The 14,085-nt window shown below is 60.3% G+C and carries 12 protein-coding genes; 8 read left to right on the forward strand and 4 right to left on the reverse strand.

The annotated features are described in order from the left end of the window. Nucleotides 1–38 precede the first annotated feature (38 nt). The 8 genes from HF675_RS03480 to HF675_RS03515 all read left to right on the forward strand — a co-directional run bounded on the left by HF675_RS03480 (nucleotide 39) and on the right by HF675_RS03515 (nucleotide 8,818). Nucleotides 39–2,525, forward strand: a complete 2,487-nt coding sequence (locus HF675_RS03480) for a fimbria/pilus outer membrane usher protein (RefSeq protein WP_187044050.1) — start codon at nucleotides 39–41, stop codon at nucleotides 2,523–2,525. After that, the gene (locus HF675_RS03485; protein WP_158684842.1) at nucleotides 2,516–3,691 is read left to right on the forward strand and encodes a hypothetical protein; all 1,176 of its coding nucleotides are present in this window, start codon (nucleotides 2,516–2,518) and stop codon (nucleotides 3,689–3,691) included. Before HF675_RS03480 ends, HF675_RS03485 begins: the two co-directional genes overlap by 10 nt. An 11-nt stretch (nucleotides 3,692–3,702) precedes the next feature. Next, nucleotides 3,703–4,620, forward strand: a complete 918-nt coding sequence (locus HF675_RS03490) for a hypothetical protein (protein WP_187044051.1) — start codon at nucleotides 3,703–3,705, stop codon at nucleotides 4,618–4,620. Nucleotides 4,621–4,802: 182 nt separating this feature from the next. Next, nucleotides 4,803–5,639, forward strand: coding sequence for a hypothetical protein (locus tag HF675_RS03495; RefSeq protein WP_105232559.1), 837 nt, complete (start codon nucleotides 4,803–4,805; stop codon nucleotides 5,637–5,639). Nucleotides 5,640–5,701: 62 nt separating this feature from the next. Then, nucleotides 5,702–6,517, forward strand: coding sequence for a hypothetical protein (locus HF675_RS03500; protein ID WP_187044052.1), 816 nt, complete (start codon nucleotides 5,702–5,704; stop codon nucleotides 6,515–6,517). Nucleotides 6,518–6,538: 21 nt separating this feature from the next. Continuing rightward, complete coding sequence (locus HF675_RS03505) at nucleotides 6,539–7,399, forward strand: hypothetical protein (protein WP_187044053.1); 861 nt, start codon at nucleotides 6,539–6,541, stop codon at nucleotides 7,397–7,399. Between the two features lie 14 nt (nucleotides 7,400–7,413). Next, nucleotides 7,414–8,172 carry a hypothetical protein gene (locus HF675_RS03510; protein WP_158684839.1) on the forward strand — a complete coding sequence of 253 codons (759 nt, stop codon included), beginning with the start codon at nucleotides 7,414–7,416 and terminating at the stop codon, nucleotides 8,170–8,172. A 268-nt stretch (nucleotides 8,173–8,440) separates the two neighbouring features. Continuing rightward, nucleotides 8,441–8,818 (forward strand): hypothetical protein, encoded by a 378-nt coding sequence (locus tag HF675_RS03515; RefSeq protein ID WP_187044054.1) that lies wholly within the window; start codon nucleotides 8,441–8,443, stop codon nucleotides 8,816–8,818. 121 nt (nucleotides 8,819–8,939) lie between these two features. Here the strand turns inward: HF675_RS03515 and HF675_RS03520 are convergent, their stop codons facing one another. The 4 genes from HF675_RS03520 to proP all read right to left on the reverse strand — a co-directional run bounded on the left by HF675_RS03520 (nucleotide 8,940) and on the right by proP (nucleotide 13,621). Continuing rightward, entirely contained in the window at nucleotides 8,940–10,106 is a 1,167-nt protein-coding gene (locus HF675_RS03520; protein WP_111736393.1) for an MFS transporter, read from the reverse strand. A 199-nt stretch (nucleotides 10,107–10,305) separates the two neighbouring features. Further along, complete coding sequence (locus tag HF675_RS03525; protein WP_111736394.1) at nucleotides 10,306–11,055, reverse strand: 3-oxoacyl-ACP reductase family protein; 750 nt, start codon at nucleotides 11,053–11,055, stop codon at nucleotides 10,306–10,308. A 194-nt stretch (nucleotides 11,056–11,249) separates the two neighbouring features. Next, nucleotides 11,250–11,888 carry a CatB-related O-acetyltransferase gene (locus tag HF675_RS03530; RefSeq protein ID WP_105232552.1) on the reverse strand — a complete coding sequence of 213 codons (639 nt, stop codon included), beginning with the start codon at nucleotides 11,886–11,888 and terminating at the stop codon, nucleotides 11,250–11,252. A gap of 254 nt (nucleotides 11,889–12,142) precedes the next feature. Next, on the reverse strand, nucleotides 12,143–13,621 hold the full coding sequence (proP, locus tag HF675_RS03535; RefSeq protein ID WP_187044055.1) for a glycine betaine/L-proline transporter ProP: 1,479 nt from the start codon (nucleotides 13,619–13,621) through the stop codon (nucleotides 12,143–12,145). Nucleotides 13,622–14,085: the final 464 nt, after the last annotated feature.

Genomic DNA, 14,085 nt, shown 5'->3' on the forward strand with positions numbered 1-14,085 from the left:
CGCTGGCCGGAAATGTTTCCGCACAGCAGGATGAACCGTTGAATTTTGATACCGGGTTTCTGAAGTTCTCTGATGGAGAATCCTCGTCTTCATTTAATCTGGACTATTTCTCCCGCTCGGGGGGGATGTTGCCCGGGCAGTATGAAGTCACCGTTTTTGTTAACGATAAAAAAGTTGATACCCGGATTGTTGATTTTATCTCCCGCACGCAAGAGGCTGGCCGCCTGCAGGCATCGATCCGCGCTGCGGATTTGAACGCCTGGGGCATTCAACCGCAGGCGGAGATTGTCTCTGCGCTGCAGGCGGTGCGCCCGCCGGAAATGAAAACGGCCGGAGAAAATAGGGCCTATACGCTGAGCGAGTGGGTGCCACAGTCTCAGGAGGCATTTGATTTTCAGAGTGGCGAGCTGCGCATTATCGTGCCTCAGGCGTATGTTGCGCCCCCGGGCTGGTTGCGCACGCCGCCGGCGCTGTGGGACCAGGGGATGCCCGCACTGCTGCTGAATTATGACTATTCGGGATCCTTGCAGAACAACGAAGACGGCCGCAACCAGAATGACTTTGTCAGTCTTAACGGGCTGCTGAACCTGTGGGGCTGGCGTTTGCGCCACGATATGAACTGGTCGCGCAGCTCGGGGGCCAAAGGGCGCTGGAACAGCCTGAACAGCTGGCTGCAGCACGACTATGGGTTCTGGCAGGGCGGGCAGTTTACCCTGGGGCAGACTTCGACCGACGGCAGCATTCTGGACAGCGTTCCCTTTCGCGGCGTGATGATGCAGTCGGATGACGGCATGCTGAACGCCGAGATGGGGGCGTTTGCGCCGGTGATTCGCGGTATTGCCAACGGCAATGCGCCGGTGATTCGCGGTATTGCCAACGGCAATGCGCTGGTGTCGGTGCGGCAGAATGGTCAACTGCTGTACCAGAAAAACGTGCCGCCGGGGCCGTTCGAGCTACGAGATTTTTCTCAGGCCTATGCGGGTGACGTGGATGTAGAGATTAAAGAGGCGGACGGCAGCATACGGCGTTTTACCCAGGCATCCGCCACGGTGCCGGTGCTGCAACGGAAGGGGCGGGTTCGCTACAGCCTGGCGCTGGGCGATTATCATCAGGGCAATGACGTCAGTAACGGCGTGTCACGCCGTTTTGCACTGGCGTCGTCCGCCTGGGGCATGGGGGTCAATACCACCTTGTATGGCGGCGCACTGCTTTCCCGTGATTATCAGTCCATGGTGCTGGGGATTGGGCAATATCTGACGCGACTCGGGGCTTTTTCGGCGGACGTTACCCATGCCAGTACGCACCTGCCGAGGCGGGGACGCAGTCAGGGTCAGGCCTACCGTTTCGCCTGGGCCAGAGGGTTTGGCGCCACATCGCTGAACCTGATGGCGTACCGTTATGCCACCCGTGGTTATTACTCCTTTAACGATATACAGCAAATGCCGAAAAAGGCGCTGTCGCAGGAAGAGGGATACCGGCGCGGCCACCAGCGTTCACGTCTGCAGATATCGGCTTCTCACAGCCTGGGAAGCTACGGTTCGCTCTCCCTGTCGGGCAGCCGGGATGATTACTGGAATAAGTCCGGCTACGGGCAGAACTGGTCGGCGAGCTACGGCACCAGCCTGAAAGGCATTTCCGTATCGCTTTCCGGCGGATACAGCACCTCGCCGTATCTGTCGCGCGCCGATAAAAGCTTTTCGCTGAGCCTCTCCATGCCGCTGAACCGGCTGTTTGGCTCGGGTATGTCGTCGGTGAACTACTCCACCACGGCGCAGAACGCCCGTACCCAGCACCAGATGGGCGTCAGCGGGTCATTGTTACAGGATGACAGCCTGAGCTACTCCCTGGCTCAGGGCTGGGGGAATCAGGGGCAGGGGGCGTCCGGCAACCTCAACCTGGGGTATACCGCGTCTTACGGCATGATCAACGGCGGCTATGGCTGGCAGCGTAACAGCCGGCAGTGGAACTATGGCCTGAGCGGCGGCGTGGTGGTGCATCCGCACGGCGCCACGCTGTCCCAGCCGCTGTCGCTGGAAGGGGCCAGCGCGCTGGTCGAGATGCCGGGCGCATCCGGGGTGAAGGTGTCCCACGGCAATATCCGCACCGACTGGTTTGGCTACGCGGTGGTGCCCAACCTGATCCCTTATGAGCGCAACGAGATCACGGCGGATATTCAGGATCTGCACGATAACGTGGAGCTGAAGGAAACCAACAAGCTGCTGATTCCTGCCAAAGGATCGCTGGTTTCTGCCCGGTTTAATGCCGAAGTGGGCCGCCGCGTGCTGATTACGCTGCAGCGCAGCGGTAAACCGGTACCGTTTGGCGCCATGGTGTCGGTACAGCTGCCGGATGCGGTCAGAACGGGCATTGTGGCCGATCGCGGGCAGGTCTATCTGTCGGGGATGCCGGACAGCGGGACGCTGACGGCCACCTGGGGACGCTATGAGGATGAACGCTGTCAGGCCGAGTTCCGTCTGGCGAAGGATAACGGCACTTTTGCGGAGGCAACGGCACAATGTCGATGAATCAGGGTTACACATCGGAGCGCTATCCGCTTCGGACGGGCCTGCGGGCGCTGGCGGTCACATCCTTGCTGCTGTGTGGGCTGGTGCCGGAAGGCGCAGCCGCGCCGACGACCCGCCTGTATACGGTCGCGTTTGGTACCCAGGCGTTGACGGCGCCGCTGCGGGTGAGCGACAGCGTGCCGCTGGTATCGCGGATGGTGACACTGCCGGCGGTAAGTTGCCCTTCCTGCAGCGATGCGTCTGCAACCTATACCTACGACGAAGTGTGGGAGGTGGATCGCGGCGTGTTGGATACCGGCCTGTCGCAGGCGGTAAGCGGCGCCGGCGCCAGGCAGCGGTCCTGGGTGTTTCAGAGCCGTGCGATAGGGGAGTCCTCGGGCATTGCGGTGATGATTCGTCAGCAGGATCCCACTCAGGGACGCGACTGTGAAGTGGTGACCGGCGGCCCGGGCGAGTACCAGTGCCGCAGCATCGGCAAGAACGGCTCCGAGACGCCGGCGGTGCCGGTCGAGGTGGGCCTGATGGTGGTAAATGCTTCGGTAACGCCGGGCGGGTTGGCTACGCTGAACCGACCGTTTCTGACCCGGGTGGTGACGTTCCGGCAAGGGGACAGGGTGATGGCGGAGTACCGCGACGCGATTACCGTCAGCGCCAGCACTACCATGGCCTCTTGCAACGTCAGCGCTGGCGCGCTGGTGTTTAACCTGCCGGCCCGCAGCCTGATTGCCGGCGGGCCGGCCAGCGTCAGCAGCCGGATAACTACGGCGCCGCCGGCGGACAGCGTGGAACGAACCCTGAACCTCAGCTGCGTGGGGAACACCCGGCTGGACATCCGTTTCACGCCGCTGACCGGTACGTTGGACAGCGACCGCATCCTGCAGGCGCAGTCCGCGCAAGGCACGCCCGGGCGGATGGGGTTTCAGCTGTGGTACCGCTCCAGCGAGTGGCCCGGCGGCGACAGCGCCTGGCGTCTGGCGCAGTGGGATGGCGCCAGCGAGACATCGTTGCTGAGCGGTACGCCGTTGCTGAGGCCACGGCCGGCGGATGCGCCGGATATCGCGCTGAAGTTCCGGGCCGGCTACGCCTGGCCGGCGGATACGGCCGTCAGCGCGGCAGACGCGGGGCCGGTGACGGCCAGAGGGTTGTATACCCTCAGTTACCAGTAAGGAGCCATGTGATGAAAGGGATAGCAGCGGCGGTACTGATGGGTTCTTTGCCGCTGGCGGCGGGGGCGGCGCTGGAGGCGGAAGTGCTGGGGGGCGTATCACAGCATGCCAACGGCATGGCATTTTACGGCCACCTGTACGTGCCCACCTGTGAGGTGAGCACCAGCCGCATTGAGGGCGGGCTGTTGGAGAACGGCGGCGGCCCTCTGGCGGGAAGCCATACGCTGCGATTTACCGAAATGTCCGGCGGGCGCTGGGCGCGCAAGTCGCCGGGTGAGGTGCTGCAGGACGGGCTGATTAACGTGGTGCTGAACAACTGTACGTTGTCGCAGCTGCGTCTGCAGCTGCAGGCGGGCGAGACGGACAGCGACCCGGCGCCGGGCGCGGAGACGGGCGTCGGCGGTGCGTTTATCGGGGCGATGACCTACCAGGGGATCCCGTCCGCCCAGCCGGAGGTCGACTGGGGCAACGACGATCCGCGCTGGGGGGATGAGCGGGACGTCAGCAGCAGCCGCTGGCTGTATTACACCGTGGGGGCCGGGGATGCGGTGGTGGGCGGTGCCGGCACGCCGCGGCGGCTGCGGCTGAAAAAAGAGAGCAGCGTTATGCAGTGCACCGCTGCGGAATACTGCCTGCTGAAGCTGGATAACTCGACCTACTTATTCAGCAATGAATGGGGGCAGGAGAAGGTGAATGGGAGCGGCGGCGAGTGGGATGGCGCCTGGAGCGATGCCACCTCGCTGATTAACGATATTCAGAACCTGGCGCCGGCGGGGCAAGGCTATTTACCTTCCAATCTGGTGAGTGCCACCTCGCTGACGCTGCCGCTGCATATCCGCCTGCACCATGGTTCCCGGGCGGAGGCGAAGACCGACGTGCCGCGCGGGGAGTATGCCGCCACGCTGACGCTGACCCTCAGCTTCGACTGAGCATAAACAGATAACCGTACTGTGCCGACGCCTGGCGCAGGGGGGACGCCTACGCCTGAATTGGCAGTAGGGAAGCGGCAACTGCATGTTTTTAAAACATTACCCCGCAGTTCGGCCGGGGGATGATAGTGAAGTAGCCGGGCAAAACCGTTTATTGACACACTCTAAAAGGAAATTAGTTAATGGAAAATATCATGATGAAAAAACTGGCGTTGAGCGTGGCCGTAGCAGCACTGATGGGCACCTCTGGCCTGGCGGTTGCCGACTCGACGCCAAATACCGGCGTTACTGCTGAATCCCAGATCGATCTGCTGGTGGTGCCAACGACCGTTACCTGTGAAATCGGCGTCGACAACGGCAGTGCACACGGTGATAACGACGGTACTGCTCTGGTGTGGAACGTCGGCCTGACCGAGAAAGGTGAATCGGCGGCCGGTGCCGGCGACAACCAGTCCAGCATCACCGATGCGCAGTCAAAGCTGAAGCGTCTGGTTTCCATCGGCTTTAAGAACCCGTCCGTGGGTGATGGCTCTGCCACCGTTGCAGATAAAGACTGTTCCCTGGCAGCAGACAGCATGACGATCTCCATGCGCGCCAACGCGCTGGACGCTACGGCACCTAACGCCGCCTATCCGGGCAAGGTGCAGAGCAGCGATGGCCAGAAGTGGTTTAACTACGGCATCGCCGTGAATGAAAACGCCTTTACCAACGTGGCGGAAACCGCTGCGGGCGGCGCCGGCAAAGTTGAGATCGACTTCCCGGCGAGCACCACCGTGCTGAACGGCGGTAAGGCGCTGACGCTGGACGGCGGTGCGGACTCCACCGTGACCATCCGTAAAGCATCCACCAACACCGATGCCTCGTTCCGTCTGGGCCAGTATCCGTTTGAAGTCTACCTGCAGAAAGACTACAGCGGCATCAGTGCGCCGACCGTGCACGCTTCCAGCGGCACCACCGGTGAAGATACCGGCCTGAATCAGTACCGCAGCCACTTTACCGTGACCGCATCTTACAACTGATCCCTGGCAGCTTAGTGAACGGAGAGGGGGAGAGCCCCTCTCCTTTTGCCGGTGGTGGAGGAATGATGAACAGAGCCGTAATCAAGCCGCTGTGCTGCCTGCTGGCGGCTGGGCTGGTCAGCAGCGCTCACGGCGCGCCGCCGCCGGGGATGACCCAGGCGCAGGGGGAAGTGGAGTTGATTGTGATGCCCCGCCCGGTGACCTGTGAGCTTGCGGTGGGCAATGACGGCGCGCATGGTGACAACGACGGCAGCGCGCTGGTGTGGGCAGTGGGATTGAGTGAAAAGGCGGAAAGCCACCCCGGAGCCGGGGACAATCAGGCCAGCATTACGCGTGCGGCGGCGGCGTTAAAGCGCACGTTCAGGGTCGGGTTTCGTAATCCGGCCGCCGGCGACGGCAGCATGATTGAAAACGGTTGCCGGCTGGCGGCAGAGAGCCTGGCGTTGTCGCTGCGGGCGGCGGTGCGTGAAGAGGCCGGCGGCGTCTGGCCAGGGAAAATACTCAGTACCGACGGCCGCACCTGGTTCAGCTACGGCGTGGCGGTGAATGAAGCCCAGTTTCGTCAGGTAGCGGAAACCGCCGCCGGCGGTCAGGAGAAGATTACGGTCGACTTCCCGAGCAGCAATCTGGGGACGATGAACGGCGCGACGGTGCTGCGGGTAGACGGTACCGTGGGTGACCAGGTGATTATCCGCCGGGCGCCGGAGAGCGCCGCCCCCTCCTTTACGCTGGGGGAGTACCCGTTTGAGGTCTACCTGCGGCGGGATTACCGGGGGCCGACGGCACCCAGCGTGCACCGGCTGACGGGCACCAGCGGGGATGACAGCGGGGTTAACCAGTACCGCAGCCACTTTGTGGTAACGGCGACCTATGGATAGTGAGCAATGGAGAGGGAAACGATGAGCAAACTGACGGGCCGCGCCCTGCTGGCCGCACTGATGATGGCCACCGGCGGCACGGTGCTGGTGAGTCCGGCTGGCGGCAGTGATGGCGGCACCACGCTGAACCTGAAGGCGCGTATCGTGGAGTCCACCTGCGCCTTTTCATTTGGCGGCGCCAACGGCGCCACGCTGGATTTTGGCGAATGGTCCTACGTCAGTATCGGCACGCCGGCGGCGCCTAAATATATGCTGACGCCGGTGCGTGGCAATGGGGAGGTATCCACCAATACCACATTTAACGTCAGCGTGACGGCGGACCCGAACTGCCCGAAAGAGGGAAAAATGGTGGTCATGGTTGGCGGGTTTGATGTTACACCGGGGACTGCGGGTTTTGCGGGGGCGAAAGTACGGGAAGGAGCCCCTTCGGCGGTGTTGACTGCGCCTCGTCTGAATGCAGATGGCAGTGAGGCCGCCACCCCCTATTATTTTCCTTATGATGTTGGCTTTTATATGTCACAGGATAGCGGGGACTGCACTATCGCATGGTATGAGATGTTCAGTCATGATGGCACCTATTTGACACATGATGGGAAATATTTACATTGTACTGCAGAGCCTACAGGATGGGGGCGTGAGCAGAAAAAAAGTTCTAACGCACAGTCTGATGGAAGAGTCTTTGTAACGAGCGGAACCAGGCCAAATAGCTATATACGAGCAGATGGAGTTATGGGGGTAGGTACGCCTGATAAATCTGCAACCACCCAGCTCATGATGTTCTTTGCTGGCCCGATAGAGATCACCACCCTTTGGGGCGCTAACCCGCCGCCGCCGGGCACCATCTTTAGCGGCCAACTGACGCTAACCGCCACTTATTTATAGCCACGGAGCGACTGATGAATGGAATTCGAGTATGGCGATGGGCACTGTTGGGCGGGGTGCTGTGCAGCTTTCTGCCGCCGGCCGGCGCCGAGCAGGCCAGAGGTGTGGCGGCCAAGGCGAAAATACAGGCGCTGACCTGCGTGCTGACGCTGTCGGTGGACGGCGGCGAGCAGGCGTTGAACTGGCGCGCCGGCCTGACGGTGCGCCCGGACGGCAGCACCCGGGTGGTGGGCGGGCCGTCGGCGCTGCGTCGTCAGGTGGTGGTGGCGTTTCAGAACCCGGAGTGGCATCAGGTCGATCCGATGACGGGGGAGCCGGTGGACTGCTCATCGGCGCGCAATGGCGTTGGCATCAGCTTTGCCGCGCGGGATACGCCGCTAACGCTGAACCAGCCGCACAAAGACGCCCGGATGGGGCTGATACCCGCAGCGACGCCGGCGACACCCGGAGAGACGAGCGGTTACTTTGAGTATTACGTCACCTATGTGCCGTCGGTGATGCAGGCGGCGGCCGGCAGCGATCTGCTGCTGGAGCAGCCGCCGGACAGCGCGCAGTACCGTAATGAGCAGGTGATGCCGTTGCATGGCCTGGGAGATTCCGGTGAGATGCGGCTGATGTTCCGCCCCGGCGCGGCTCCCGCCCATAAGCTGGGGCGCTACCCGTTTAACGTCTGGCTGGAGGACAATTATACCGATCCGCAGACCGCTCCGCGGGCCGATATGGAGGATAACCGCTACCTGAGCAGCCTGACCGTGACGGCCACCTGGCTGTAACCCCTGCCGGCAAGATAAACCGGCAGGTTTACTGGGAACCATGAACCTGAATAACCAGAATGCGGGCCGACGGATGCACGGTGTATTGCACAGATTGCCAATGCTGATGGAAATTGCCGATGGATACGCTGTTAACAAATTCGTAGGGGAATAATAACCAGCCTCATCCCGTTATTTTCCCCTGAACGGTAACGATCGCCATTATATTTATGCCCTTAATGCGCTGCTGGCAGGGTTATTTATTAAAGAGCCTGATCTGGAAGCGTGGATGCCAGAATATCTGGGCTATCAGCGAGGTCAGGGATATTTTTTTGGCTGCATCCGAAAGTTGCAGGAGAATTCTGGCAGCGTGGTGATTGGCGACAAATGTTATTATCGCCTGCTGTGCGGTATTCCCGGTATTCGCTGGGTGTGCTTTATTGATGCCTCGCTCGCGGTAGCTGAAATGGCGCGCTGTTTTAAATCTATTCTGCGCCGCCGGTCTTATTGTATGCGGCTCAGCGAATATCGGCTGACCAGCGTTGAGACATTTTCCGTCAGAACCAGAAAGATCATCGGGCTGTTGCTGCAAGGCTGTCCCCCGCATGATATCGTCCACGAGTTCGGCATTCAGGCGAAGACGGTCAGCCTGTATAAAGAAGCGTGATGCGGCGGCTTAACGTGCACAGCGCGCAGGAGCTGGTGATAAAAAGCGCCCTGATGAAGGCGCAGTGGTAACCGGCAAGAAAAAGCAGAAGGGGCAACCCCTTCTGCTTTTTTTAACGCGCTTAGCCGTTGGAATACGCCACCGCGTCCCGCGTCCGGCGGTTCAGCAGCACCACGAACAGCGCCAGAGCGGCAATGATTGCCCCCGTCACCGGCACAAAAGCGTAGCCCAGCCCGCTGGAGACGACGGCGCCGCCGGCGGCCGCGCCCAGGGCGTTGCCGAGGTTAAATGCGCCGATATTGACCGACGAGGAGAGGCCGGGCGCTTCGCTGGCGACACGCATCACGCGCATCTGCAGCGGCGGCACTACGCCGAAGGTGGCGATGCCCCAGATAACCATGCCCAGCGCCGCGCCGATCTCGCTGCGCGCCAGCAGCGGCATCAGCAGCATGACGGTCAGCAACAGCAGCAGAAAACCTGTCAGCGTATTACTTTCCGAACGGTCGGCGAATTTGCCGCCGAGGTAGTTGCCGATCGAGAAGCCCACGCCGGTCAGCATCAGCATCAGGGTGACGAACGTCGGCGTGGCGGCGGTCAGCGTGTGCAGCACCGGCGCAATGTAGGTGTAGAGGGTAAACATCGCTCCAGCGCCCAGCACGGTGGTCAGCAGGGCGCTCAGCACCTGCGGGCGCATCAGCACCGACAGTTCACGCTTCACGTCAGGGCGTTCGCCCGCTTCTCCCTTCGGTAATGAGAACCACAGGCCCAGCATGGCGATCACCCCCAGCCCCGCGGTGGCAAGAAATGACATGCGCCAGCCGATGGTGGCGCCGAGCCAGGTGGCTGCCGGCACGCCGCCGATATTGGCGATGGTCAGCCCCATAAACATGGTGGCGACGGCGCTGGCGCGTTTTTCTTTGGCAACCACGCTGGCGGCGACCACCGAGCCGAGGCCGAAGAACGCGCCGTGGTTCATGCTGGTGATGATGCGCGACAGCAGCAGCGTGGTGTAATCCGGCGCAATGCTCGACAGCACGTTACCCAGGGTAAAAATCGCCATCAGGAACATCAGCGCGTTTCTGCGCGCCCGGTGAGATAGCAGCAGGGTCATCAGCGGCGCGCCGATCATCACGCCGATGGCGTAGGCGCTGATCAGCATCCCCGCTTTGGGAATCGAGACGTCCACGCCTTCGGCAATCACCGGCAGCAACCCCATCGGCGAGAATTCGGTGGTGCCGATGCCGAACGCGCCCACCGCCAGCGCCAGCAGGGGATAATTAATTTTCATGTAACAACTCCGTTAGCCGCTGCCAAAGCGCGGAAAGAGGGGAAAGGGGCGAAAGTATGACATCGGTCACAAAAAAGATAAGCTGGCGGCGGGCGAAAAGATTTTTGCTTATTTGCGCACAATAGAAGGAGAAAAGGGCATTTTCCGCAAGATGGACCGGCGGAGCACAGCGGCCCGGGCGAGCCGCTGTGTATGACCGTTACGCCGCGAAGCCGCCGTCGATGGTCAGGCTGGCGCCGGTGATATAGCCGGCTTCCGGGCCGGCCAGGTAGGCGACAAAGCTGGCGATCTCTTCATCCTTGCCGTAGCGGTTGATGGCCATCAACTGCTTCAGCTGTTCGGCGAACTCGCCGTCGTCCGGGTTCATATCCGTATCCACCGGGCCGGGCTGCACGTTATTGACGGTAATACCGCGTGGGCCGAGGTCGCGCGCCATACCTTTGGTCAGGCCGACCAGCGCGGATTTACTCATGGCATACGCCGCGCCGCCGCCAAACGGCATACGTTCGGCGTTGGTGCTGCCGATATGGATAATGCGGCCGCCGTCGTTCATATGGCGCGCCGCTTCCTGGCTGGCGATGAAGACGCTGCGCACGTTAACCGCCAGCGTGCGATCCAGATCGTCCAGCGTCAGTTCTTCGATGCCGCCCATGGCAAACACCCCGGCGTTGTTCACCAGAATATCCAGCCGGCCAAAGTGCTGCACCGCCTGCTGCACCGCCTGGCGCAGCGCCTCGGCGTCGGCGCTGTCGGCCTTGATAGCCAGCGCCTTGCCGCCGGCGGCGGTAATGGTGTCCACCACGGCGTTGGCCTTATCGGCGGAGGAGACGTAGGTCAGCGCTACTGCCGCACCGTCGCGCGCCAGACGCAGCGCGATAGCGGCGCCGATGCCGCGTGAACCGCCCTGAATAAAGGCGACCTTGTTTTGCAGAGGAAATGTTGCCGTCATGCTGTTTCTCCTTAAAGGGGTGAACGTACACACTGTGGGCCAGTATCGGAGATGAGGCCGGCGGGGACAGTTCAGAAAGAGCTACGCGCGTAAATCTCTCCGTCGGGTCGGTTTCGCTGGTAGTGTCGTGCAGAGGGGGAGTCATGCAGGCCCGGAGGCCTGCATTTTTTTATCGGACGCTGATACCCGCAGGGTTAATCAACGGCGGCGGTGAGGTTAGCCACCGCCAGCTCTAACGCGGCGATATCATCGCTCGCCAGCCAGGGCTGGATGTTGACGATCTTTTCTTCCGGGAGATCGTAAATACGCAGCGCCAGCAGGCGCGCGATGGTCTCGGCAGAAAAACGCCGCTTGATCGGCCGGGCCGGGTTGCCGCCCACCACGGTGTAAGGCGCAACGTCGCCGGTTACCACGCTGCCGGCGGCGACGATCGCCCCTTCGCCAATGGTGACGCCGGGCATCAGCATGGCGCGCATGCCAATCCAGCAGCCATCGCCGAGCTGCGTATCGCCTCTGGACTGGTAAGACGCCTGGATGCTTGCCATAAACGGGTAGAGGCTCAGCCAGTCGGTGCGGTGGGTGTGGTTGCCCCCCATCAGAATCACCGCTTCTGCGGCAATACAGACAAAGTTGCCAATCAGCAGGCGGTCTATCTTGCCCAGCGGTTCCCATTGCTGGCTGTAGGCGTCGCCGTGCAGATAGCGCACCACATCGCGCTCAAAGCCGTTGTCCCAGCAGTCGCTGTAATAACTGTGGCTGCCTTTGACGATAATATTCGGGTTGGTCACCGTCTGGTGTAAAAGTTCGGTCTTTGACCAGTGTTTCTCTAACATGGGACTTCTCGATTAATACATTGAAAAGGCCACGGAACGTGTTGTCTGTGGCAGTGTTTCCGTTCACCAACACTGCCGGATCAAGCGATAAGCGCTCGTTTTAATCGCGGATTAATAACCATCTCTTCCTCCAAAACGGCGGGCATTGTAGCAGTAACCACACGATTTACTATGATAATCCGCCGGGTTGAAATAAAAAGGCCGCCGATGTTCATCGGCGGCCTTTTTTAGCCTCGGAAGCGGTCAGCCGCCGTTCAGGACGCGCTGGCTTCAGACTGGCGCTGCGCCTTGCGCCGCAGTCGCAGTTTTTTCACCAGATTATGGGCTTCCTTACTGCTGGCCACCGTCGGCGGGGAACCGCGCAGCGGCTTTTTGGCCGTTTCGCGCAGCGTCAGCACGGTGATAATGCCGATAACTCCGGCGCCCATCATATAGTAGGCCGGCATCATGATGTTGCCGGTGGTATCTACCAGCCAGGCGGTGATGAGCGGCGTGGTGCCGCCGAACAGCGAAACCGACAGGTTAAAGCCGATGGCCAGCGCGCTGTAGCGTACGTCGGTGACGAACAGCGCGGGCAGCGTGGCCGGCATGGTGCCGCTGAAGCAAGAGTGCAGCACGCCCAGGATGACCAGGCCGCCAAACACCGCCACCAGATTGCCGGAAGCCAGCAGCATAAAGGCCGGGATAGAGAGCAGAATCAGCCCGGCGGCGCCCAGCGCGATAACCGGACGACGGCCGATGCGATCGGTAGTGTAACCCCAGAACAGCGTCAGCGGCATCATGACGAACATGATCACCATCACCAGCAGCAGGCTGCTAAGCTGCCCCAGTCCCAGAATGCCGCTGAGGTAGCTTGGCATATAGGAGGTCAGCATATAGTTGGACACGTTAAACAGCAGCACCAGCCCCACGCACTTCAGGATCGAAGAACGGTACTTCTTCAGCATCTGCAGCAGGCTGAGGTGCGGCTTGCTGTGCTCCAGCGCCTCCTGCTGCGCCATATGCTGCTGAAAGGCCGGCGTCTCTTCCAGTTTCAGACGGAAGTAAAAGCCGATTAACCCCATAGGCGCGGCGATAAAGAACGGTATGCGCCAGCCCCAGTCCAGCATCACCTGTTCAGAGAGCGTGGAGGTAAGGATGGTCACCAGGCTGGCGCCGAGCAGATAGCCGCCGATGGTGCCGAACTCCAGGAAACTGCCCATAAAGCCGCGGCGTTTATCCGTCGAGTATTCGGCGATAAAGGTGGCGGCGCCGGAGTATTCACCGCCGGTGGAGAAGCCCTGCAGCAGGCGAGCCAACAGCAGCAGCACAGGGGCCAGAATGCCGATGGAGGCGTAGCTGGGGATAAGGCCGATGCAGCAGGTGCCGATAGCCATCATGATCATGGTGATGGCCAGGACTTTTTGCCGGCCAATCCGGTCGCCCATCCTGCCAAACACAATGCCGCCGATCGGGCGGATCAGGAAGGCGGCGGCGAAGGTACCGAAGGAGGCGATCAACTGTGCCGCCGTACTGGCGTTGGGGAAAAATACTTTACCGATGACTAACGCCAGGTAGCTGTAAACGCCAAAATCAAACCATTCCATGGCATTGCCCAGCGCGGCTGCGCCGACGGCTCGTTTGAGCATATCACTATCAACAATAGTAATATCGTCAACGGTCAATTCCGGCGACTTATTGTTGAGAGGGAGGTGCTCATTCGGTGGTGTGGTTGAAGATATTCGGGAGGTCATATTTTCCTCAAAAGGGTTGCATGATATTTATCGTATTTGTTGTCCTGATGTAAAATAAGAACATAAAACTAACGTAACAACGTCAGGTTGGGGATTATTCGGGGGCGCTACTCTAATATACCCGTGCGGATAATTGCAAGTTTCGCCGGATATTCATTTTTACCGGGTGATAATTTCCGTTGTTATTACAGAATGTGTCGCGGGGTTTCATATTATCACTGTTTGTTGTGATAATGTGTAAATTAGCCATCGCCAATATCCATACCTGTTTTCAGGTTTTTTATTGTATTTTTTATTGGCGTGTTTAATGTGGCATAAAATGGCTTTTTTAATATTGTTGTTGGTTTAATTAATTTTTCTCTGCATACACGGCTATTTATAATAATAGGGTGCGTCCCGCTCGGCACGGCTGAGGGGGCAGCGTCCGCCTGGAGAAAAAAGGGAACAATATTTATGTTTTATTG

The sequence above is a fragment of the Serratia sp. JUb9 genome (assembly GCF_014298095.1).
GTDB classification, from domain to species: domain Bacteria; phylum Pseudomonadota; class Gammaproteobacteria; order Enterobacterales; family Enterobacteriaceae; genus Serratia_B; species Serratia_B rhizosphaerae.